This window comes from Lysinibacillus capsici, assembly GCF_020217405.1.
In the GTDB taxonomy this organism is placed as follows: Bacteria; Bacillota; Bacilli; order Bacillales_A; family Planococcaceae; genus Lysinibacillus; species Lysinibacillus capsici.
Window position 1 is genome coordinate 2,014,453 of record NZ_CP084108.1, and the last position, 20,128, is coordinate 2,034,580.

Annotated in this window: 27 protein-coding genes and 3 pseudogenes; 20 read left to right on the forward strand and 10 right to left on the reverse strand. The window is 38.0% G+C overall.

Annotation, left to right across the window (positions count from 1 at the left end; translation table 11 throughout):
• The first annotated feature begins 18 nt into the window (after window positions 1-18).
• The 3 genes and pseudogenes from LCP48_RS09650 (at window position 19) to LCP48_RS09660 (ending at window position 1,330) form a co-directional block, all read left to right on the forward strand.
• The gene (locus tag LCP48_RS09650) at window positions 19-387 is read left to right on the forward strand and encodes a helix-turn-helix domain-containing protein (protein ID WP_004228886.1); all 369 of its coding nucleotides are present in this window, start codon (window positions 19-21) and stop codon (window positions 385-387) included.
• 2 nt (window positions 388-389) lie between these two features.
• Window positions 390-974 (forward strand): annotated as a pseudogene (locus tag LCP48_RS23465) (DDE-type integrase/transposase/recombinase); the annotation flags it as partial.
• Window positions 975-991: 17 nt separating this feature from the next.
• Window positions 992-1,330: an inorganic diphosphatase gene (locus tag LCP48_RS09660; RefSeq protein WP_009370982.1), complete on the forward strand. Its 339-nt coding sequence runs from the start codon at window positions 992-994 to the stop codon at window positions 1,328-1,330.
• A gap of 258 nt (window positions 1,331-1,588) precedes the next feature.
• Here LCP48_RS09660 and LCP48_RS23470 read toward each other — a convergent pair whose 3' ends face one another.
• The 3 genes from LCP48_RS23470 to LCP48_RS09675 form a co-directional block, all read right to left on the reverse strand.
• Window positions 1,589-1,807 carry a hypothetical protein gene (locus tag LCP48_RS23470; RefSeq protein WP_009370983.1) on the reverse strand — a complete coding sequence of 73 codons (219 nt, stop codon included), beginning with the start codon at window positions 1,805-1,807 and terminating at the stop codon, window positions 1,589-1,591.
• An 86-nt stretch (window positions 1,808-1,893) separates the two neighbouring features.
• A complete protein-coding gene (locus LCP48_RS09670) occupies window positions 1,894-2,514 on the reverse strand; it encodes a hypothetical protein (protein WP_004228879.1) in 621 nt (206 codons plus the stop codon).
• A 120-nt stretch (window positions 2,515-2,634) separates the two neighbouring features.
• Window positions 2,635-2,967: a hypothetical protein gene (locus tag LCP48_RS09675; protein ID WP_225340904.1), complete on the reverse strand. Its 333-nt coding sequence runs from the start codon at window positions 2,965-2,967 to the stop codon at window positions 2,635-2,637.
• A 644-nt stretch (window positions 2,968-3,611) separates the two neighbouring features.
• Here LCP48_RS09675 and LCP48_RS09680 point away from each other — a divergent pair.
• The 7 genes and pseudogenes from LCP48_RS09680 (at window position 3,612) to LCP48_RS09705 (ending at window position 7,145) form a co-directional block, all read left to right on the forward strand.
• A complete protein-coding gene (locus LCP48_RS09680) occupies window positions 3,612-3,809 on the forward strand; it encodes an S-layer homology domain-containing protein (protein WP_263643099.1) in 198 nt (65 codons plus the stop codon).
• Between the two features lie 11 nt (window positions 3,810-3,820).
• Window positions 3,821-3,865, forward strand: a pseudogene (locus LCP48_RS23475) (hypothetical protein); the annotation flags it as partial.
• 3 nt (window positions 3,866-3,868) lie between these two features.
• Window positions 3,869-4,309, forward strand: a complete 441-nt coding sequence (locus LCP48_RS09685) for an S-layer homology domain-containing protein (protein ID WP_253294153.1) — start codon at window positions 3,869-3,871, stop codon at window positions 4,307-4,309.
• Window positions 4,310-4,320: 11 nt separating this feature from the next.
• Window positions 4,321-4,662: a hypothetical protein gene (locus tag LCP48_RS09690; RefSeq protein ID WP_225340905.1), complete on the forward strand. Its 342-nt coding sequence runs from the start codon at window positions 4,321-4,323 to the stop codon at window positions 4,660-4,662.
• A gap of 210 nt (window positions 4,663-4,872) precedes the next feature.
• Window positions 4,873-5,526, forward strand: a complete 654-nt coding sequence (locus tag LCP48_RS09695) for a hypothetical protein (protein ID WP_004228876.1) — start codon at window positions 4,873-4,875, stop codon at window positions 5,524-5,526.
• Between the two features lie 126 nt (window positions 5,527-5,652).
• Window positions 5,653-5,805, forward strand: coding sequence for a hypothetical protein (locus LCP48_RS09700; RefSeq protein WP_004228874.1), 153 nt, complete (start codon window positions 5,653-5,655; stop codon window positions 5,803-5,805).
• Between the two features lie 179 nt (window positions 5,806-5,984).
• Window positions 5,985-7,145 carry an MFS transporter gene (locus tag LCP48_RS09705; RefSeq protein WP_009370987.1) on the forward strand — a complete coding sequence of 387 codons (1,161 nt, stop codon included), beginning with the start codon at window positions 5,985-5,987 and terminating at the stop codon, window positions 7,143-7,145.
• 339 nt (window positions 7,146-7,484) lie between these two features.
• Here the strand turns inward: LCP48_RS09705 and LCP48_RS09710 are convergent, their stop codons facing one another.
• The 3 genes from LCP48_RS09710 to LCP48_RS09720 all read right to left on the reverse strand — a co-directional run bounded on the left by LCP48_RS09710 (window position 7,485) and on the right by LCP48_RS09720 (window position 10,086).
• Window positions 7,485-8,651 carry a Ger(x)C family spore germination protein gene (locus tag LCP48_RS09710; protein WP_225340906.1) on the reverse strand — a complete coding sequence of 389 codons (1,167 nt, stop codon included), beginning with the start codon at window positions 8,649-8,651 and terminating at the stop codon, window positions 7,485-7,487.
• A 130-nt stretch (window positions 8,652-8,781) separates the two neighbouring features.
• A complete protein-coding gene (locus tag LCP48_RS09715) occupies window positions 8,782-9,027 on the reverse strand; it encodes a YkuS family protein (protein ID WP_202341897.1) in 246 nt (81 codons plus the stop codon).
• Window positions 9,028-9,108: 81 nt separating this feature from the next.
• Window positions 9,109-10,086, reverse strand: a complete 978-nt coding sequence (locus LCP48_RS09720) for a dimethylarginine dimethylaminohydrolase family protein (protein ID WP_225340907.1) — start codon at window positions 10,084-10,086, stop codon at window positions 9,109-9,111.
• Window positions 10,087-10,204: 118 nt separating this feature from the next.
• On the opposite strand from LCP48_RS09720, the gene LCP48_RS09725 reads away from it, so the two are divergent.
• The gene (locus tag LCP48_RS09725) at window positions 10,205-10,402 is read left to right on the forward strand and encodes a hypothetical protein (RefSeq protein ID WP_009371000.1); all 198 of its coding nucleotides are present in this window, start codon (window positions 10,205-10,207) and stop codon (window positions 10,400-10,402) included.
• A 137-nt stretch (window positions 10,403-10,539) separates the two neighbouring features.
• Here LCP48_RS09725 and LCP48_RS09730 read toward each other — a convergent pair whose 3' ends face one another.
• Window positions 10,540-11,115 carry an LOG family protein gene (locus LCP48_RS09730; protein ID WP_009371001.1) on the reverse strand — a complete coding sequence of 192 codons (576 nt, stop codon included), beginning with the start codon at window positions 11,113-11,115 and terminating at the stop codon, window positions 10,540-10,542.
• A 64-nt stretch (window positions 11,116-11,179) separates the two neighbouring features.
• Here LCP48_RS09730 and LCP48_RS09735 point away from each other — a divergent pair, with 64 nt between their 5' ends.
• Both LCP48_RS09735 and LCP48_RS09740 read left to right on the forward strand, forming a co-directional pair.
• Window positions 11,180-11,512 (forward strand): MazG nucleotide pyrophosphohydrolase domain-containing protein, encoded by a 333-nt coding sequence (locus tag LCP48_RS09735; protein ID WP_009371002.1) that lies wholly within the window; start codon window positions 11,180-11,182, stop codon window positions 11,510-11,512.
• A gap of 10 nt (window positions 11,513-11,522) precedes the next feature.
• Entirely contained in the window at window positions 11,523-11,966 is a 444-nt protein-coding gene (locus tag LCP48_RS09740) for a GNAT family N-acetyltransferase (RefSeq protein WP_225340908.1), read from the forward strand.
• A gap of 33 nt (window positions 11,967-11,999) precedes the next feature.
• Here the strand turns inward: LCP48_RS09740 and LCP48_RS09745 are convergent, their stop codons facing one another.
• The gene (locus LCP48_RS09745) at window positions 12,000-12,452 is read right to left on the reverse strand and encodes an NUDIX domain-containing protein (RefSeq protein ID WP_004228856.1); all 453 of its coding nucleotides are present in this window, start codon (window positions 12,450-12,452) and stop codon (window positions 12,000-12,002) included.
• Window positions 12,453-12,547: 95 nt separating this feature from the next.
• Between LCP48_RS09745 and LCP48_RS09750 the strand changes: the two genes are divergently transcribed.
• The gene (locus LCP48_RS09750; protein WP_225341028.1) at window positions 12,548-13,048 is read left to right on the forward strand and encodes a hypothetical protein; all 501 of its coding nucleotides are present in this window, start codon (window positions 12,548-12,550) and stop codon (window positions 13,046-13,048) included.
• A 67-nt stretch (window positions 13,049-13,115) separates the two neighbouring features.
• Here LCP48_RS09750 and LCP48_RS09755 read toward each other — a convergent pair whose 3' ends face one another.
• Window positions 13,116-14,288, reverse strand: a complete 1,173-nt coding sequence (locus tag LCP48_RS09755) for a multidrug effflux MFS transporter (RefSeq protein WP_004228852.1) — start codon at window positions 14,286-14,288, stop codon at window positions 13,116-13,118.
• 288 nt (window positions 14,289-14,576) lie between these two features.
• On the opposite strand from LCP48_RS09755, the gene LCP48_RS09760 reads away from it, so the two are divergent.
• From LCP48_RS09760 to LCP48_RS09775, 4 genes are all read left to right on the forward strand, one after another.
• A complete protein-coding gene (locus LCP48_RS09760; protein ID WP_004228850.1) occupies window positions 14,577-15,428 on the forward strand; it encodes a GNAT family N-acetyltransferase in 852 nt (283 codons plus the stop codon).
• A gap of 103 nt (window positions 15,429-15,531) precedes the next feature.
• Window positions 15,532-16,065: a GNAT family N-acetyltransferase gene (locus tag LCP48_RS09765; RefSeq protein ID WP_004228849.1), complete on the forward strand. Its 534-nt coding sequence runs from the start codon at window positions 15,532-15,534 to the stop codon at window positions 16,063-16,065.
• Between the two features lie 160 nt (window positions 16,066-16,225).
• On the forward strand, window positions 16,226-16,441 hold the full coding sequence (locus LCP48_RS09770; protein ID WP_004228847.1) for a hypothetical protein: 216 nt from the start codon (window positions 16,226-16,228) through the stop codon (window positions 16,439-16,441).
• A gap of 136 nt (window positions 16,442-16,577) precedes the next feature.
• Complete coding sequence (locus tag LCP48_RS09775) at window positions 16,578-17,357, forward strand: class I SAM-dependent methyltransferase (RefSeq protein ID WP_009371006.1); 780 nt, start codon at window positions 16,578-16,580, stop codon at window positions 17,355-17,357.
• A gap of 170 nt (window positions 17,358-17,527) precedes the next feature.
• Here the strand turns inward: LCP48_RS09775 and LCP48_RS09780 are convergent, their stop codons facing one another.
• A complete protein-coding gene (locus LCP48_RS09780; protein ID WP_004228841.1) occupies window positions 17,528-17,923 on the reverse strand; it encodes a hypothetical protein in 396 nt (131 codons plus the stop codon).
• A gap of 193 nt (window positions 17,924-18,116) precedes the next feature.
• On the opposite strand from LCP48_RS09780, the gene nagZ reads away from it, so the two are divergent.
• Both nagZ and LCP48_RS09790 read left to right on the forward strand, forming a co-directional pair.
• Complete coding sequence (gene nagZ / locus LCP48_RS09785) at window positions 18,117-19,805, forward strand: beta-N-acetylhexosaminidase (protein ID WP_225340909.1); 1,689 nt, start codon at window positions 18,117-18,119, stop codon at window positions 19,803-19,805.
• Window positions 19,806-19,892: 87 nt separating this feature from the next.
• Window positions 19,893-20,117: pseudogene (locus tag LCP48_RS09790) on the forward strand (nucleoside transporter C-terminal domain-containing protein); the annotation flags it as partial.
• Window positions 20,118-20,128 lie beyond the last annotated feature (11 nt).

Sequence of the window (20,128 nt, forward strand, 5' to 3'; positions counted from 1 at the left end):
TTTTGGGGTGTATTTATTTTGGCAAAATACGATTATGAGTTTAAGAAAAAAGTCGTTGAAGCCTACTTTCAAGGGCATGGAAGTTATAGACAAATAGCTCTTCTATTTGGTATTTCCTCAGGCCATGGAGTGGTGAGAAGGTGGTTGAAGCAAGTAACTGCATTAGGATTTGATTCTCTTAGAAAACAGAAAAGACGTTCGGATTACACTATTCAATTTAAACTTGATGTAATAAACTATTATTTAAATAGTGGGGAATCTATCCGAGATGTCGCTCATAAATTCAATCTGCCAAATGACTCGATGGTTTTAAAGGACGTCCATCCATGTCAGACAAACAGAAGAAAACGAAGGAAGAAAAGTAATTATCGCGTGAACAAGAATTAGAACGGGAATCTTGCAAATATAGTACATACAAAGGCAATGTTGGAACGGTTGAGAAGAATCGTATTCACCGCCGTTTCCATACATCCATCCCCCATCAAAAATTGACAACGGATACCTCTGAATTTCAGTATGTCGTTACTGGAGAAGGTGGAAAAGTAACCATTAAAAAAGCTTATTTAGATGCATTTCTAGATATGTTTAATGGTGAAATAATTTCCTATCGATTATCTGAACGACCGAACGTACAAGCAATTCACGACGCTCAACTAGAGGCAATTGAACGAACATCAGATTGCCTTTTCCGACGAACCTTTCATTCAGATCGGGGATGGGCGTATCATATGAAACAATACGCAATTCTACTGGAAAACAATAAAATATTTCAAACCATGTCTCGAAAAGGAAACTGCTTAGACAATTCGCCAAAAGAAAATTCCTTTGGCCTACTGAAACAAGAAATGTATTATGGGACTATCTATACTAGTCTTGAAGAAATAAAACAAGCGAATGATAAGTATATCTACTATTATAATTACAAGCGAATAAAGAGTAAATTTGGCACCTATCGTGTAAGATTGGCTGCATAGAAAGGACAAAAGTCGTTATGGAACTTCATAAACTACAAAAGTTGAAAATAATAGTAGATCGGCCAATGGGCTATAAGGATGGTTTTGATAATATCTATCCGATAAATTATGGCTACGTACCTGGAATCATTGGTGGCGATGGAGAGGAACAGGATGTCTATATCCTTTCAAATAAGCTAAAGGGGCCAATAGATGAATTTACAGGTAAACTTATCGCAATTGTCCATAGAAATGATGATATTGAAGAAAAATGGGTCGTTACTTCAGAGGATGAAAATTACACAAAAGAGCAAATTAGAGAACAAATAAATTTCATGGAACAATGGTTTGACTCAAAAATTGAACTTTTAAATTAAAATAACGAAGAGGAGTAACTCCTCTCCGAAATAAGTCTAACTTTTGAGGTTCACTACACTCAAACTTTTAATAACAGTCGGTGATTAATAATGAAAACACAATGATTGAAGTTCGTTTAATAAATACAGCTTTTGATTTACACTGAAACTTTATGAAAGTTATAGTCAACTATCAGGCTGATATTTTTTCCAACGAGCCCGTGGACATCGAGGACTTTGAACAAACACAAGAAAAATGGCATTGTCGTGGCTGTAATTTTAGGGAGCTATGTGTGCAGAAATATGATGAAAAATTGAGCAAGTGACCAAAAAGTCATCGAAATGGTCGCTTGCTTCATACCAACGTGTCCATGTTTCAATTTGAGTGTCATTACGAATGTTCAGCTCTTCCAATATAAGCTTTGTAGGAATACCTTGTATCTTCACTTCAACTGCCTTTAATTTTACTTCTTGTGGATAACTCACTCTCGTTCTCATGAAAATAAGCACCTCCAATAGATTTCAGGATACATTACCCTAAATTCAATTGAAGATGCTTTTTTGTTTTGTCTAACCCGAAGGGGTCAGTTCGAATTTTCCTCAATACCTAATAAATTCGATACAATATCTGTACTATTTAAAAAAAGTTCTTGAATAGGTAAAACTGCAAAAGATAAGGATGAAGTTGTAGGAAATAATCGTTGTTTATCGTAAATAATATTGATCTTAAATTGTTTTATATTAAGATCATATAATATTTGCGACTGTGATAACTCATTATATATTACTTGTCCGCCTACACTTTCAAATAATTTTTCTATAGCTATTTTCCCATGGAATCCATTCCACCAAGATAAAAATAATTTAACACTTTCTGAAAATCCAAACTCCCCATTTTCGTTTCTATCAAATAGTTGTCGGTAGAATGTACTTTCATTTTCCAAAACCCCATTACTATCGTAATATTGATTTTGCACAGTATTATTTATAACTTCATTCCATATCTCTTTAAATTTAATATTAAATTTTTCTTGAGGTAAGATACCCCAACCGGAGCTGTTAAAATTAGGGAATGGAGACTGCGGATTATTATTACTACTATTATTTAAAAATAAGTTTTGTATAAATATTAGATAATTTAAAGAGTATGGAGCTGTAACTTCTAAATTGAGTTGATTATTTTTAGCATTATTTAAATCAAACATGAATTTGCACCTCACTCTTTTATAAAACTTTATTGGATTAGATTAGGTATAGTATTTATAATTAAATACCTTTTTTTCAAACGTCATAATAATAATTATTTATAGTTCAAACAGTTATTACTAGTACATGAAAGGTATCCCGTTATCATATGCTTGAGGGCTTACATAATATAAAAATGCTCCTGATGCAGCAGGGATATTTAGAGTCCAAGAGAAGGATCTTGCAGTTGGCATATAATTAAATGTCGCTGTTCCATCCGAACCCCAAAAAGTACCGAACGGTGTAATGACATTGTTGTCTTCTTCCATTTTCTTTGCTTCATACATTTCGAAAGTGTTATCAGTATTTTCTGAAATTTTATCTTCCGCTTGAGCATGGCTCATATTAAAAAAGGATTTTCCTATAATAAAAATAACACTTAATGCAATCAAAATTTTAAAATATTTTTTCATTTCCCTTTAAATTAAATTTTTAATACTAATAAAGAAGATTTAAAGTTTAACTAGGATGTGAAAAGCTAAAAATACTTGCCAATGTCCTCCCTTCAACTAAAAATATATTACTCTAATATAAAATATATTATATTTTGTAAATATAACATATAATTACATAATACCATTAATTATACCTTTGCCTAGCTCAAACGTAAATGATAAAATACAAGTATCAAATTACATATAAGACTAACGGGAAAACCCCGCTTTAGATAATTCAAGGTGTAAAAGGACTCTATTTTGTAGTCTTTACACTATTGTTTCTATTGCGAGATTTTCCTTTTTTTTATTGCACAGCTTTTATAAGGTTTAGAAATATAGTTACCTAATTTTATTTCATATTAAAAGGTCATGGAATAAAACGGTATATTTATAAGTAATAAGAAATGGGTTATTCGTTAGCTAAAAGAAAATATCAGAAAGAGGGATACTTATGAAAAGAAACACTTTAGCAAAACTCGTAAAAATATTATGTTAAATGCGTTAGCTGTGAGCGTAATGACATCCGCTTTGGTAATTCCAGCAACAAAACTGTACAAGCTGCACCAGTTACCAAATCAACGTTTAAAGATGTACCAAAATCACATTGGGCGTATGAGTCAATTAAACAAGTAGCAGAAAAAGGGCTTGTGGCAGGCTACAGTGATGGTACATATAATCCATCAGTACAGGTAACACGTGCAGAATTTGCGACATTCCTATCACGTGTATTCGATGGAAACGATCGTACACCATACCATCTGAATTTTCCGATGTCAGGGCTTCACATTGGGCAAATGAAGCTATTCAAGAGGGATTAGTTGTTGGATTCATTAAAGCTAGTGATTTCTCGAATAACAGATTTGAGCCAAATAAAGCAATGACTCGTGGTGAAATGTCTCGCTGGCTAGCGAATGGTTTAGCACATGCGAATGCTGATTATGGCAAAGCAATTGAGGAAATGGCGAATTCAAGCCTTACAATTATTCCGATTCCTGAGTTTTATAGTGGTGGTGTAAACAAGAAGGATTTACCTTATATCGGGGTGGCACTTGGTACTGGATTACTGTCAGGCTATGAAGATTTCACATTCAAGCCAAATGGCAATACAACACGTGCCGAAGTAGCAACTATCCTTATCCGCTTCATGGATGCAATGAAGAAAGCACCAGCCGATTTCACAGGGGTAAAAGAACTTCGTGAGGTTGCTAGTACTGGAACGAATATCTTAACTATGTCTAGTTTCGAGAAAACGAAATACGGTGGATATGAAGATGTTCTTGGAAAACCCCATAAAATAACACTGGGGTTGCTACAATAGAACATGCCATTGTGGATACAACTGGCTCTAAACCAAAAGATATTTTTAAAGATATGTTCTTTAATGAACAGAGCAACGATGAAGCTTTACTGAATAAAGGAATTTACGCTATCTACTATGAATACACATTCAAGCCAAGTAAAGACGTGAGGCTTCTAAGTGTTAGCAATGGTTCTGACATGCACTTTGCTTCAAACTTAGTTGTAGATAAAAATAAAGTTGAACAGTTTCATATAACATCCCCAACAGGTACATCAAAAAATGAATTTATGAAGGGTGAAACCTATCGCTTTTGGGCTTTAAATGGAGTAAAGGTTAAATCTGATGAAAAAGCTAAGTGGAAGAACAGATGATGGAAGCACGTTTATTTATGAAGTACCTAAATAGGAGTTGATAATTCCATTGAAACTAATATTTCCTATAGACGGTGCTACATCTCAGCCTACAGACGGATTGACTATTTTTAAATCGAGGCTTTTTTATAGGTTTCATTCCTTTTTTAGGTTATATATGTTAAATTTGGTATGTGATTCTTATATATTACCTTAGAAAGGAGGCAGCATATGGTTAACAATAAAAAGGCGTTTATCGGGTCAATCGTTATGTTGGGTATTTGTATGTGTCTGTTTTTTCCATATCCTTACAATGAAGCAAGTATGGCACATACTACATTCATGTCAATTCCTATCGAAACACAAGATGGATACGTGTTACTTGGCATCTTTGGCTCGATTTTATTTATAATTGCTATGATTTTACTACTTAGGAGCATCAACAAATATCATTTTCGAACATTTGTTATTGTAGTATTAATTTATTCATTTTTACCTCATTTGCTTATCGTGGCGTATCAAGAAACCTTTGCTAGTGGCATTATGGCCATTTCATACAAAGGGGATGGAGAATGTCGTTTTGATATGGTGGAAAAAGACTTAATGAATGGGGAATGTACCATTGTCTTACATAATCGAAGCAATGAAGCTGTGTCCTTTGATTTACAATTTATCGATACGAATTTTTTTAAAGGCGATAAGCGGATGGATTCACTTATGAATATAGCAGGGCCATATCATGTGACCATCGAGGCCAATCGTGAAAAAGCTATTCATCTAAAGGAATTACTCAATTTAACAAATGTTCCTAATCATATAGAGGGAGGTGGCTCCTCCGAGGTGCATGTTCAATTAATAGACGGTGACAAGGAAAGAACTTTATAAATAGTCCATGCGTGGAAAATATTTTGCGTCTTATACATAGTTTCAACGTTGCATTTGCTTTTGTGGTAAATTTGTATTAAATTATAGTAAGCTATGAATTGATCTTGAGAGAGGAGGCAAAAAGTCATGGAAACGATTTTCAGAAGAACGGCAATTGAGGTAAAGGCATTTTTACAATTAGATGATTTAGGCTCAAAGGGACCAGTCTGTGGTTTTTTAAGAAAACAGCATAGTGAAGGTAGTAACCGGAAGCTTTTTGCCTTTGTTAGTCATGTGTGAAAAATGACTTTTGAACCATACAAAGTAATTGGTAGACGCCGGTTTTATGGCGTCTTTTTTGTTGTGATAAAACGGAGAGAGGGTGAGTGAATTGCTAAAAAAACTAAGACAATTAAGGAATGTTGCAGTGTTCCAAGCGCTTCTAATTTAGAAAAATAATTAGAAGCGAGGAATTTACTATGAAAAAACAACCAATTTTTACTTCATCATTTCTTTTTCTATTCATAAGTAATTTTTTCATTTTTATAGGATTTGAAATGCTATTGCCTATTTTACCAGCCTATTTATTAAGCATAAACGCCAATCCAATGCAGGTAGGCTTGGTGACGACGGTATTTACAATAGGTGCCATTACGATAAGACCTTTTATAGGGTACTATTTAATGGATCATAAGCGGAAAAAACTAGCGATTGTGGCAAGTATAGCCTTACTCATAATTACAATGCTGTATCCATTGCTTCACACGATTTGGATTTTCCTATTACTCCGACTTTTCCATGGAACAGCGTGGGGTGTATCCACGACAGCCAATAGTACAATGGCTGTAGATAGTATCCCTAAAGCTCGATTAGGCGAGGGAATGGGCTATTTCTCGGTATCCACAACCGTGGGAGCGATTGTTGCACCAAGTCTCGGTATCCTTATTTACAGTACCTTTTCTTTTCACACGCTGATTTGGTCGTCAGCCCTCCTAAGCCTATTTGCGATCATAATGCTTTCCTTTGTGCATTCCACGGCCCCTACTCAAAATGATAAGCAGCCATTTCGATTTATGGAAGCGGTATTTGAAAAAGAAGTAAGGTTTCAGGCAGTATTGACTGTTGTGACGACGCTTGGTTTTGGCGCGATTATTACATTCTTAGTTCTTTTTGGTGAACAAAAGGGATTAAAGCATATTTTTCTATTCTTTCTTATCAACGCAATTGTTTCCACTTTAATACGCCCATTTACAGGAAAATGGTTTGATAAGCATGGACCATGGTCGATCATTATTGTGTCAGCGATTTTCGGTTTTCTATCATTAATCGTGTTATCCTATACTACAAATAATTTCACATTGATGATCGCCGCGATTTTATTTGGTGCAGGCTATGGCACCGTTATGCCGTGCCTACAAACCTGGGCTGTTCAAAAAGTAAGTGAAGCCAAAAATGGTGCAGCCAACGCCATTTTTCTTTCCAGCTTCGATGTTGGGGTAGGTGTGAGCGCATTTATCTTAGGAATTTTAGCTGAATGGATAAGTATAGAAATGATTTTCCGTCTTGTTAGCCTTAGCTTCCTTCTTGTCGCTCTGTTAGTCTATCGGGATTACATTCTTAATAAGAAAACAAACCATTAATATAGGAAGAAGGACCAGTCTCAAGTACTGGTCCATTTTCCTTTGAACTATAAAAACGTATTGGATCTTTAGTCCTAATAAACTTGCCAAATTTGATACTCTCTAGAGGTTTTGAGGTTTAAAGATTGTCCCACTCCAATCGTTTAATTCTAGCATCAAGGTTTCGATCTACGGTTATTTTACATAATAGCTTCTTTGTTCGCCAAACTATTCCTCCAAACCTTTATATCATCGTCTTGATCTCCTGTCTGTTAAAAGTTTCCTAAATCTTTTCCATTAATAGAGCATGACAAGATGGCCATAAGAAAGAGACCATGCCATTTGGATGGTCTCTACCTATTATTCAGTAATTGTTTCTGCAAATGTTTTACGGCCAGGGCTTACTTTATTAATATGAATATCGATTTTGCTAATGGAATCTTTGCTTAAAGGAATTTTGCCATCCTTCTCTAATCTCTTCCAAGCCTTTACATTACTACGATAGAGATATTCGGATAGACGAAAGACATCCGCATCCATTTTTAGTCCTTCCTCAAAGGTAGTTAGGATTTCTTCCTTGACGGCTTTTTCTACTTTTTTTCTTACCTGATTGGGTGTCAGCTTTCCTTTAAAACCATTTAAAATCGTATCGAATTTTAAATTTACCTCAAACTTTACGTCATTACCATTCACAATTGGCTTGACTTTGACATCTAGCTTTTTAATATCGACGGTTAAGTAATCACTTTTTTCATTATTTTCTAATTCGACGGTAATTTCTCCTTGCTTTGTTTCATCATTCATCCACTCGATTCCACGTGCCGATTTGCCTTTAATATAGCCTTTAAAACTATCCTTTGAAAGAATACCGACACCAGCAAAAACGGTTTCTGTTTTGGAGCCATCCATTGTTTCCCAGTTTTCGTTGACGGTTACGTAAGGAATTTTCATTTCGTGATTGGGCTCATTTAAGCCAATGACGAGCTGTCTTAAATTAACAGGCTCTACAAATGACTCCTGCTTCGCTGTGTTTTTAGGATTACTTAATTTGGTGGCAGTTGGTGATTTCTCTAACAATGGAGAAACTAATAAAACATCCTCAATAGGATCTTGGGTACAGTAAACCCAAATATGATATCTTGTCTCTCGAAAGCGTAGAAAAGTATCAATAACCGCAATCGCATGTTCATCTTTCATAGCACTCTCTGAGAAGAGAAGAAAGGTCATATGTCCCCAAAATACTTCTTGATCCATTGAACGATACAATTTGTAAATGGCTTCTTCTATTGTCTTACCCTTCGCTTGACCAATTTCGGTAGGCGCTGCATTAGGGTTAGCTGATTCTGTTTTCGCTACGTTAGCAAAGTTGATAATTTGTAAGTATGCTGTATATTCATTATCCTTATAGTCAACCCCCACACCTTGTACGTAATACATTCGTTGTGGCTCTGTTACATCCCAACAGCCGGATAGCAGTAGTGTAGTCGTCAGCATTAAAATAACAAGTGCAATCTGTTTTTGGCTCATATATCTCCCTACTTTTTGAAGTTCGTGTATATTAGTTTGTACAAGAACGCAAGGTATTATAAGTAGCGACCATTTAGTATGTAGGAAGTGCTGCTCTCGTCAAAATGACGTAAAGACAGCACTAATGATTTTAGTGGAAATATTTTTGGACGCGTTCAACGACCTCGTTTGCCGATAGTCCATCCGCATCTATCACAGGACCTTCCATAACTGGATCACTAATTCCCATGACATCACGATCCTGACCTGTAATGATACAAGCATCACATTTTTTCGCATCCTCTTCATTGCGAAGCTGGATGACTTCATAGCCTTGTGCTTTTAAAGCATCCTCGATATTCGTTAATGATTGTTCCACACCAATAATTCTAGACATTTCTTGTCCACCTCCTACAAGTAATGTGCCATTTCAGGTTGCTCATTATTCATACTATTTTTTAGTGGGGAGAGATAATTGCTAGAGATCCGTGCGTAATAGGGGTTGTGTACTACATTTAAAAGAACCGCCAAAGCTTCGAGAAATCGTAAAATCAACATATTCTACGGTGACACCTCTCTTCGCTAGTTGCTCGCCCATCCATGTAAATTCTTTGTCTGTCATATAGACTTCTTCATTAATAGGTAAGCCGTTAGTAGCAAGTTTTGCGGCATCCTCTAGGGAAACGTTAATTTTATCCCAATCTCTTAGCTGTTCGGGAATACCATCAATGAGTGCTTCCTCGCAGACAATCATTAGACCCTCTCTAACGAGGCTAAGCGCACAGTCGAGATGAAGAATGGTTGGATGAAGCGACACTTCGACCACCGTATAATCAAAGTTACTTGCTAAATTACGCAGCCACTGCACACCATTTTTATTGGAGGCTAGTCCTGAATTCCCGACGAAAACTGTTTTATCTAACACTAACACATCGCCGCCCTCTAAGAACGGGCCAGCTTCAGAATCTAAACCATCTGCCATATCAGGCTTTGGAATGGAGACATAGAAACATTGATTTTCATTTGCTTCCTGTGCTAAAAGATTACGTACTGGCAAAATTTCGTTGCGTCTATGTGGGAATCGAAGGGAGCCCTCGATTAAGAAATGGCCGATAGTGAAAAAGGGATCGCGAACGAAGAAATTGCTATAGCCATCTTCTTTTCCTACTTCTTTTTCATAGTCTGTTAAACGTCTTGGTACTTGTACTTCTACCCCGTATTTTTCTAATACTTTTTTTAAATTTGCTCGTTCCAATTCCCATTGCTGCTGTCTTTCTGGAAAGACATCTTTAAAATTTTTACCGAGTGTATCTACGCTTGCATAAAGTGCTAGTGTTTCTTCTGTTAAAAATTCATCATCTGTTGGAGCCTCCTTAGCTGGAAAAGCAAATTCCGATTGCGCCATGACAACTCGTTTTAAAGGAGCAAACTCACTTTTTACAAAAATATTCGTCATCTTACTGCCTCCTGTTGTATGATTTAGAAAAAGTAATGAAAATTTTTCCTGTGATGTTCCTTATCGTAAGATATATAGTTACTATATAGTCAAGGATGGGCTGTAAGGTGGTGAAATGATGGGCATTGCAGAAGTGTTGACCATTGTCTTTGTCGTATTAAAGCTAACAGATGTCATTACATGGTCGTGGTGGCTGGTATTATTACCAGCGATTCTTTCGTTTAGTCTGTATGCCATTATTGGGGTGGTGAAGCTTGGAACGGTATTGATTGCTGTGGTAGCAGTGAAAAAGAGGGAAAAGAAGGCGGACTTATGAAATCATAGTAGCCAAATCGCTAGTAATCTGAACGACTAGAACCATCATTTTTTTCGCGTTGTCATGTAGGATAGTAGTGGAGATTAGGTCAATAAAGAGGTGAGGTTCGTCCAATTAGGTCCAACCTCACCACGTTATTATTTGCTTAATTCATAGGTTTTCACAGCTGGAGGAACAAAGCTTTCGCATTTATCTAATAGGGCTGCTGCGTCCTCATCAACAATAAGTGCCTCACGATATTGTGCTTTTAAAAATTGTTCATTTTGCATATGGTCAAAGAATGATATTAATAAATCAAAATAGCGTTCCATATTGAAAATAGCACAAGGTTTTTGAAGCAGACCGATTTGATTCCACGTAAATACTTCAAAAAATTCCTCTAATGTTCCAGGTCCACCAGGAAGGGCAATAAAGCCATCTGCTAATTCCATCATTTTACTTTTGCGTTCATGCATCGTCTTTACAACAATCAGCTCTGTCAGCTGTTGATGCGCAATTTCACGTTCTTCTAATAATGTCGGAATCACCCCAATGACCTTGCCGCCTTCTTCTAGCACTGTATTCGCTACTGTTGCCATGATGCCTACAGAAGCACCACCATAAATAAGCGTAATTTGTCTTTTAGCTAATTCTTTTCCTAGTAAAATCGCTCCTTGACGATAAGCGTCGGAAGCCCCTAGACTGGATCCACAAAATACGGCAATACTTTTCATAGCTGATTTCCTCCATATCTGATCGAATTCTTTTATAGTATAATTTATTTTGAAGAGGAAGGAAATGGAGGAAGTAGAATTGGAACTAAATGACTTTCAACGCTGGGTAAAGGATTACTATGAAGCACGTGGCTGGTCAGAGCTTAATATTTTTACACGTATTGGCTTCTTGGCAGAAGAAACAGGTGAGGTAGCAAGGGCGATTCGAGCAATCGAGATTGGTAGAGATCGACCAGATGAAAAAACACAATCCTTTGAAGAAAATAAACAGGAGCTAATTGAAGAGCTAGGGGATGTCCTAGGAAATCTAATCGTGATTGCTAATCAGTACGATATTCCATTAGAAAAAATATTTGCAGCTCATCAAGACAAGCTGTTAAAGCGTTATCAGGAATAGGAGGAGCGAGATGCAATATCAAGTAGAGGTTTTACGGGGACAGCATGAGGATTTTACAAATTTTTTAAGCGAAAAAATTCGTGCCTATAATAATGAGCAATCTCCTTATCATCGCGAAAGTAGAAAGAAGGGTGCGGTTCTTCCTTTACAGTTAATCGTCACAGATCAACATCAGCAATGGATAGGTGGTATAACAGCTGAAGTCTACTGGGGATGGATAGAAATACATAAATTTTGGTTTAGTGAAGAATATCGTGGAAAGGGAATGGGCACAAAGCTCTTAGCACAGGCAGAGTTAGTAGCCAAGGACATGGGCGCAACAAAAGCCCTACTGACAACCTACGAGTTTCAAGCGCGTACCTTTTATGAGGCACATGGCTATCAAGTAGTGGGAGAAATTAAAGATTATCCACCAGGCAGTAGCTATTATACGATGGTGAAAGTGCTTCTTTAAGAATAGGCTGTCTAAGGAAATAGACAGCCTGTTTTAATTGACATCGCCCAAATAGATTGTTGTTTGCTGTCCTCGTATAAATTTCTGTAATGGTTGGGTAAGCGCTTTGGGGTAAAGTCTATATGTATGAAGCTTTTCAATCGGTATCCATTGTGTCCCAATTTGAAGACTATCTGGATTGGTTGGTTGACAAGTTTGCGTATTTACCTGACAGAGGAAATAATATTCTACCTGATGTACATCAGCGTCAAAGGCGGCATGCTCATGATTTTGTCCGATGTATTCACGGATAAATAACAGCTCTCCAATGTGAACGGAGGAGCCAATTTCCTCCAGGCATTCCCTTTGCAATGTCTTGTGAAAGGTCTCTCCATGCTCCTGTCCACCACCTGGGCAAAGGTAAAAGTAGCCCTCGACATCTTGATTTTTTGTTAGCAATAGTTTCCCATCCATGATGATGATGGCTTTGACAGAATTTCTAATCATCGACTTCTCCTTTTAATTGTTATTTTTCGTGATCATGACTAAAACGCTTCATGAATGTCTACCTTAGTAAAAAGGGGAGATGAAGCGTGTATTCAATGTCTAATTTTAAATTACTTGTCGAAAAACAGACTGAAATAGATACCATTTATCAGAAATGTAATGATTTAATTCAATCCAATGTTACACCAAAGCTAGATGCAGAGGTCGAGCAGTTTTTAAAGCTGGTTGAACAGCATTTGACACAGCAAGGTTTTACAGTTACGAATACATCAACAGGGCTAATCGCCAATTATCAAGAGGCTGTCATTAATGTAGACAAACATTCAAAGCATTTGGAAGAATGCTTTTTTATCAATTTAAATAGTTATGCTGAGGATCAAGTCTCTATTGTACTCGATATCTCACCAACGATGCTACCGAAAATTTCAAACCAGCTCGATGGCTACACAGATATTATTGAGCAAATGACGGATAAGCTAAAGCAAGCAAAAAGTCTAGAGAAAGCCTGTACGAATCCCAAATTTCTTTATAATACGCAAAGCAACAAAGTTTTTCATACCCCTCAGGAAGTGTTGGATTATTATTTTCAAGGATAGGAGAAGCCACCCTAAAATTTTAGGGTGGCTCATCTATTTTATAGGATTGGAAGCCCGCTTTCTTCCATTATCGAATAAACTTTCTCCCGCCAAGCCACATCATCAAGGATAGACCTAAGAAATAAAGTGGCATTGTTAGTAAAGAACCGTTGTGCAGTAAGCTCATGCCAGATGTGATGGCACTGACGAGTAAGTAATAGCCGAGACTAAAAATAGCGCCTGCTGTGCCAATCACATCCTGAAAATCTACTAACGCTAAACTTAAGCAATTAGGAAGTGCAATGCCTGAGCCTAGCAGTGTGATAAAAATAGTAATCAGCATACCGATGGCCATCATGCTCGCGTGTAAAGGTAGCGTACAGACGATGGTCAAAAGCAAAGTGCCACCAAGCATTACCAAACAGCCAACATGGATGATTTTTTGAGGCGGATGGCTGATGACGAGTCGCTTTGAAATCATAGCCCCTATTATGGAAGCAAGGGCAACGATAATGCCAAGAAATCCGTACAGGCCAGGTGACAGTCGGAAATGCTCAATGAATATAAAGGGTGCTTCGGCATAGTAGCTAAATAGAATACCATTGATGCCTCCAATTAGTAGACCATAGACAAGCACGATGGGTGAAGCGAAAATGCGTTTGACGACAGGCAAAATCGCAGTTCTTTGTCTTGTTGCAGGATTGGTTGTTTCTGGAAGTCTGCAATAAGCATAGATAAATAACAAAATACTCATGATGACAAGGACAAAAAACACGGCTCGAAAGCCCAGTGCTTGATCCACCCAACCACCAATCAACGGCCCTACCGCTGGGGTAAAGGCAATGACGGCTGAAATTTGAGCAAACATTGCATGGCGTTGACTTCCCGTCACACTTTCACGCAAAATGGTTTGCGTAATAATGGAGCCAGTGGCAGCGCCGAATGCTTGTAGCAATCGACTTGCTAATAGAAAAGGAATTGTCTCTGCATAAAAGCAGAGTAGGCTACCTATTCCATAAAAAATTAAACCGCCTAGCATGGCAGGTTTACGGCCAATCAAATCAGAAATCCATCCCCAGCAGAAAACGCCGAATGCAAAGCCAATAAAATAGATACTTAATGTTAATTGGACAGAGCTATTGGCTACACCAAGTGCAGAGGCAATGTCCGGAAGTGATGGTGTGTATATCGTTTCACTAATCTGTGGAAAAGCCACAAGAACAATCATTAATAATAAAGATGGTACTGCCTGTTTGTTCAACATATTGCCCTCCTACAAGCAAAATTCTACTTTGTTAGATACAAGTAGATTGCGTAGCTAGGGAAACGGCGGGACCATTATAAGAATACGTTCATAGGATGTCATGTTGAAATCACCTTTATATGCTTGAAGTAGGAGTGCATAGTCTAGCAACTATTATAGGCTATTTTACAATAATTATATAGTAATAATTGCTAAAGCTAAGAGATATTGCTTGTATATGGAAGGGGGATTTTGTAAAATGGAACAAACGTTCTTTTAAATTTGGATGACAGAGGGTGTATCTAATTGAATTTTGAGCTAACTTTATTTACTTCTACCGATATTCAGGGATTAATCGAGCTATCAGCTTCGGTTGGATGGGATTACGATGCCTACGAAATTGAAACGATTATGGCAGCAGGTAGAATAGTAGGACATAAAAATAGGGAAGGAAAAATAGTTTCCTGTGCAGCCATTATTCCCTACGATACAAATGTAGCTTCCATTGGCATGGTGATTGTGCATGAGCAATGCAGAGGTTTTGGCTTAGGTAGAATTGTTATACAAGCCTGTATCGATAGTGTTTCAGTAGAAACAGCGATTATGCTCGTAGCTACAAAAGAAGGACAACCTTTATATCAAAAGATGGGCTTCACGACGGTTGAGCATGTACATAAATATTTGGCAGACAAATTTGTTGAGACGACAAGAGAATCCGATTTTTTAGGCACCATCAAAGAATTTCAAGAACAGGATTTTGAACAGCTTGCCAAACTTGATGCAGCAGCATTTGGGGATAGTAGAAGAATCTTTCTGCGTAAAAGAATACAGCAGGCACAGCGCTGTGTTGTTGTGAAAAATCAAGACAATCAAATGATTGGCTATGGCTTAACGATCGCGGGGCCGATTTATCTTCTTTTAGGACCAATCGTCGCGCCAAGTAAAGAAATAGCGCATGATATTATCAATGAATTGGCTAAGGGCTATCAGGGGAAATTACGTATCGACTGTCCATCTGTTCAAATGGAGCTTGGTCCAATTTTACAACAGAGTGGTTTTACGATGGCTGCAACACCACCTGTCATGATCCGTAATGCCAAAAAAATACCTACAAGAAATCAAACATTATTTGCTCTAGCAGCACAAGCCTTTGGTTAATCAAACGTGCAAGCCTACTTTGAGGTTTGCACGTTTATGTTGCTAAAAAAGGATTTTGAAGGAAGAGTAGAGAATGATATGGATGGTAGAGGAGGGGAACAGCATGTTTCCAGAATTAGAGACAGCAAGACTGAGATTAAGAGAACTCACAGAGGAGGATGTTCCAGCAATTTTTCGTTGCTTTTCCAATGAGGCTTTAACACGCTATTATGGGCAGGAGCCTTTTGCCGACTTAAAGCAGGCCGAGCAATTAATCAAGCAATTTGCCAAAACCTTTGAGGAAAAGCGCGGGATTCGTTGGGGAATTGAACGAAAAGACTCGAATGAAGTGATTGGTACAGTTGGCTTCCATTTATGGTCAGCGGCACATCAGCGAGCAGAAATTGGCTATGAAATTCATCCTGATTACTGGCGGCAGGGTTATACAAAAGAAGCTGTGCAGAAAGTAATTGCTTATGCTTTTGGGGATATGAACTTAAACAGGATTGGAGCCGTTGTTTTTTTAGAGAATGAGGCATCTTCCAAGCTTTTAATTCAGCTTGGATTCCAACAGGAAGGTATATTGAGGGACTATATGTTTCAAAAGGGACAAGCACATGATACATTTATCTATTCTTTGTTAAAAAAAGATGATTAACGTAGCTTTAGCGCTTTTATAGAATAATCATTTACTTGGAAATGGATAATAAATAATAATTTAGATCGAGTTTTGAGGCTGCTTTTTTCGGTTATAGTTCTTATATGAACAACAATTCATAAGTTCGTGTAAAAAAGTAACAGATGAGGGGCTGGGTGTTATGGAGCAATATAGCACAGCTTATTTTCAAAAGCTAGATTTACTGTCAAGCTTATACGCAGGACAGGCTGCTTTAAAGGATTCCATTCCAACAGAGAAGGTCAAGCGAATGGAGCGGTATCAACAAATTGAAGCGGCGATTACAAAACTAAATAACGAAATTAGAATAATTGAACGGACCATATTAAAGTCCTCCCATCCTACTAGAAATAGTTAATGGTAGCTCAACCCATGCATAACCTTGCATGGGGTTTTTCATTTGATAAGGTAATCTTATGAATTTTTATAATAATTATAGATTTTTCTTATGGGTGATCTACTAGTACACTAAAATAAAGGGGAGTGTGAAGAGAATGGGGATTGATTTCCACAATCAGCAACATCGTACGTCTTATACAACAAGACAGGCAGATAGCTTATGGAAGGCAGCGTTAGCGAAACATATTCCTTTTCATCGTATGGGAAAGGCCGTAGATATCGGCTGTGGCGGAGGAATTTATGCCAAGGCACTTGTCGACATGGGGGTGGCATCTGTAACAGGTGTAGACTTTTCACTAGCCATGCTAGACGGAGCGAAAGAAAATTGTCGAGCATATCCGCAAATCACATTTGTCCAAGGAAATGCTTTCAATACAGGGCTTGCAGGGGATACTTTTGATATCGTGCTTGAACGAGCCTTAATTCATCATATACAAGATGTCAAAGCATGCTTTCAAGAGGCTTTTCGGCTTTTACAGCAAGGCGGTTATTTTATCGTACAGGATCGCACCCCAGAGGATTGTTTACTTCCAGGGGATGCTCATCATATAAGGGGCTATTTCTTTGAAAGTTTTCCTTCGCTTATTCAAAAGGAAGTAGAGCGCAGACACACTAGTCAGTTGGTGACAGAAAGCTTACAAGAAGTAGGCTTTCAAGAAATGAGTGAGTTAAAACTATGGGAGACGAGACAGGTCTATGCCAATAAGGAGCAATTATTGGCTGATTTACAGGGCAGGGTGGGGCGTAGTCTATTACATGAATTGAATGACAACCAATTATCGACCCTTCTTGAGGATATAAGGAATGCGATCACAACAGAAGGTTCCATCATGGAAAAGGATCGATGGACGATTTGGATCGCTAAGAAAAAATAATAACCACCTTCTGGAGAGGATCAACCCTCTCCATTTTTATTCGATTGCAGCAACAAAATCTTCCTCCGCTTTCACAGAGCTATCCGTCAATTTACAGGATTTATCCGTCACTTTAGGATTGCTATCCACTACTTTACACATTTTATCCGCTTTCCCAGAGCAAACCCTCATTATTTAGCAAGTGCTAGCAAAAATTCATCGCGGTCTGCTTCTTCCTGCATTTTACTATCGACAAGCATTGCACCTGATTGAACACTTGTGATGTCGTTGTCTACAAGAAACTGTACATTGACCTTGGCTACTTCATTGTTAACCGTGCAATCACCCTCAAACTCTACAACATCCTGTCCCTTTTGTGTTTCAAAATAGACCCAATATGGATTTTCACAGGCAGAGGCAAAGGCACTCTCCAAAGTTTTTGTGCTATTTTCATAGGAATAGTTTTTTACGTATGTAATATATTCATTGTCTGTAATATCTTTTTGTGGACCATAGAAGTACCAAAATACCGCTAAGATACCGATTGGCACAATCCACAATATATTTCTTTTACTTAATTTCCCCATATGTTATATCCCCCTTTATGTGAATATTTTAACATCTTCTTTTGCATTTTTGCTAGCTTACGATAATATTTTCTATTGAAGGCTGCGATTCTGTAAAACAGCGTGCGCTTTGAATTCAGGTGGCAGTTATGATAACGTTAGTTGATAGATTTGTTTCGATGTCGCCAAATGGCTTGGTGAAGGAGGTTTTTACATGCATAAAAGAAGACGTGGTGTGTTGCTAATTCTTGTGCTGATGTTAATGGGTCTAGCCTTTTTTATCGGCATGAAAATGAGACCAGTCACACAACCGACTAGAAATCCTGAGACAACGCCCGTTCAAGAGGATGCATCCCAACAGGAAGGTGGTTCAGAGAATAGAGAGGTTCTCATACAGGATATTGCTCAATTCGCACGAGAAGGAAAAGTACCTGATGTGCCATTTGCAGCAGGAGATACAGAACAACAAGTGGTTCGTGAGCAATGGGGAGAACCGCAGCAAGTTACTGAAATTGCCAATGGACAATATGAAGATTATGAGGATGTGACGATTGGTTATCGAGGTTCACAGGCCTTCGATATCCGTTCATCGAAAGAGACTATCAAAAGCATTCATTTAGCAGATATTAAAAATAAGTTGGGTGAAGCTGATGAAGTTCGTTACTATCAGGATCCATCAACCAATCAAATTATTCTTGTCTACCATGTAAATGCCAGTTATCAACTAAAGTGGATCTTACCGAAACCGACTGACAGTGATGCCAATCCTACCGTTCATCATATTTCGGTCTATACGGAACTGAAGCCACAAGCGCCAGATATGGTGGAACAAATGACATTGGACGAGAAAATCGGTCAAATGATGTTTGCAGGTGTTTCAGGCACGACGCTTCAGCCGGAGACAACAAGTCTTATTCAAAAGGCTAAAGTAGGTGGCTTGATTCTTTATGGCAATAATCTTGAAACACCCCAGCAAACGGTCACATTGATGAATGACATAATGGCTGCCAATTCGAAGAATCAGCTACCACTTTTCCTTGGCACCGACCAAGAGGGTGGAAAAGTAGTCAGATTACCAGGCGCTTTAAACAATTTCCCAACGAACCGAAAAATTGGGGACATTAACCAATCCAAGTTTTCATTTCAAATAGGCCAATTATTAGGGGAGCAATTAAGGGCATTTGGCTTCAATCTGGACTTTGCGCCTGTATTAGATGTCAATAGCAATCCGAATAATCCAATTATCGGGGATCGTTCGTTTTCCAATGATCCAGCTATCGTCAGCCAATTGGGCATTCAAACAATGAAGGGTCTGGAGTCGGAGCATGTTATTCCTGTCGTGAAGCATTTCCCAGGGCATGGTGACACATCTGTGGACTCCCACTTAGAATTGCCAAAGGTGACAAAAAGCTTGAACGATTTGAATCAGCTAGAGCTTGTCCCATTTAAAGAGGCCATTAACAGTGGTGCAGATGTCGTCATGGTCGCACATATTTTATTGCCAAAGATTGATCCCCAGTATCCTTCCTCAATGTCGAAGGAAATTATCACGGGTATGCTAAGAAAGCAACTGGGCTTTGATGGTGTTGTGATGACTGATGATATGACGATGAAAGCCATCACGAATCATTATGCGATCGGGCAAGCAGCTGTTGATTCAATCAAGGCTGGTAGTGATATTATTTTAATCGCGCATGAATATGCCAATATGACAGCAGCGATAGAAGCGGTGAAGGTAGCTGTCAGCAATGGGGAAATAACAGAGGAACGCATAAATGAAAGTGTCCAAAGAATCCTAAAACTAAAAGAAAAATATCAGCTTGTCAATCAGCCCGTGCCAGCAGTCGATATCAACAAGCTTAATACGGACATCGAAAAAGTTTTGAATACGTATATGAAATAAACGCTAAAAGGGACATACAGCTACCAGTGTATGTTCCTTTTTGTGAATGATGGATAGGGTGAGAATGGGGATAAGGAATTCAAATATGAATTCGTTGCCATGCTGGACTTCGTTAAAATCCAAGATAGCTTCAGTGAGCGTACAGCAGCGATTGTCTCTGTTTTCCTCATATCCTTTGCTAACGTTGGCTCGATTGGTACTATCGTAGATGCCGTAAAAGGGTTAAATGAAAAGCAGGGCAATGTGGTGGCACGCTTTGGATTAAAATTGCTATACGGTGCCTCACTTGTAAGTGTAAATAGAAGAAATTAGAAGAGCATATT

Coding starts and splice junctions, on each gene's coding strand:
- LCP48_RS09770 (WP_004228847.1), top strand. CDS start 16,226: ATGGAGCAATATAGCACAGCTTATTTTCAAAAGCTAGATTTACTGTCA.
- LCP48_RS09705 (WP_009370987.1), top strand. CDS start 5,985: ATGAAAAAACAACCAATTTTTACTTCATCATTTCTTTTTCTATTCATA.
- LCP48_RS09660 (WP_009370982.1), top strand. CDS start 992: ATGGAACTTCATAAACTACAAAAGTTGAAAATAATAGTAGATCGGCCA.
- LCP48_RS09725 (WP_009371000.1), top strand. CDS start 10,205: ATGGGCATTGCAGAAGTGTTGACCATTGTCTTTGTCGTATTAAAGCTA.
- LCP48_RS09740 (WP_225340908.1), top strand. CDS start 11,523: ATGCAATATCAAGTAGAGGTTTTACGGGGACAGCATGAGGATTTTACA.
- LCP48_RS09695 (WP_004228876.1), top strand. CDS start 4,873: ATGGTTAACAATAAAAAGGCGTTTATCGGGTCAATCGTTATGTTGGGT.
- LCP48_RS09710 (WP_225340906.1), bottom strand. CDS start 8,651: ATGAGCCAAAAACAGATTGCACTTGTTATTTTAATGCTGACGACTACA.
- LCP48_RS09775 (WP_009371006.1), top strand. CDS start 16,578: ATGGGGATTGATTTCCACAATCAGCAACATCGTACGTCTTATACAACA.
- LCP48_RS23470 (WP_009370983.1), bottom strand. CDS start 1,807: ATGAGAACGAGAGTGAGTTATCCACAAGAAGTAAAATTAAAGGCAGTT.
- LCP48_RS09685 (WP_253294153.1), top strand. CDS start 3,869: ATGACTCGTGGTGAAATGTCTCGCTGGCTAGCGAATGGTTTAGCACAT.
- LCP48_RS09730 (WP_009371001.1), bottom strand. CDS start 11,115: ATGAAAAGTATTGCCGTATTTTGTGGATCCAGTCTAGGGGCTTCCGAC.
- LCP48_RS09780 (WP_004228841.1), bottom strand. CDS start 17,923: ATGGGGAAATTAAGTAAAAGAAATATATTGTGGATTGTGCCAATCGGT.
- LCP48_RS09720 (WP_225340907.1), bottom strand. CDS start 10,086: ATGACGAATATTTTTGTAAAAAGTGAGTTTGCTCCTTTAAAACGAGTT.
- nagZ (WP_225340909.1), top strand. CDS start 18,117: ATGCATAAAAGAAGACGTGGTGTGTTGCTAATTCTTGTGCTGATGTTA.
- LCP48_RS09750 (WP_225341028.1), top strand. CDS start 12,548: ATGTCTAATTTTAAATTACTTGTCGAAAAACAGACTGAAATAGATACC.
- LCP48_RS09670 (WP_004228879.1), bottom strand. CDS start 2,514: ATGTTTGATTTAAATAATGCTAAAAATAATCAACTCAATTTAGAAGTT.
- LCP48_RS09765 (WP_004228849.1), top strand. CDS start 15,532: ATGTTTCCAGAATTAGAGACAGCAAGACTGAGATTAAGAGAACTCACA.
- LCP48_RS09700 (WP_004228874.1), top strand. CDS start 5,653: ATGGAAACGATTTTCAGAAGAACGGCAATTGAGGTAAAGGCATTTTTA.
- LCP48_RS09675 (WP_225340904.1), bottom strand. CDS start 2,967: ATGAAAAAATATTTTAAAATTTTGATTGCATTAAGTGTTATTTTTATT.
- LCP48_RS09735 (WP_009371002.1), top strand. CDS start 11,180: ATGGAGGAAGTAGAATTGGAACTAAATGACTTTCAACGCTGGGTAAAG.
- LCP48_RS09745 (WP_004228856.1), bottom strand. CDS start 12,452: ATGATTAGAAATTCTGTCAAAGCCATCATCATCATGGATGGGAAACTA.
- LCP48_RS09715 (WP_202341897.1), bottom strand. CDS start 9,027: ATGTCTAGAATTATTGGTGTGGAACAATCATTAACGAATATCGAGGAT.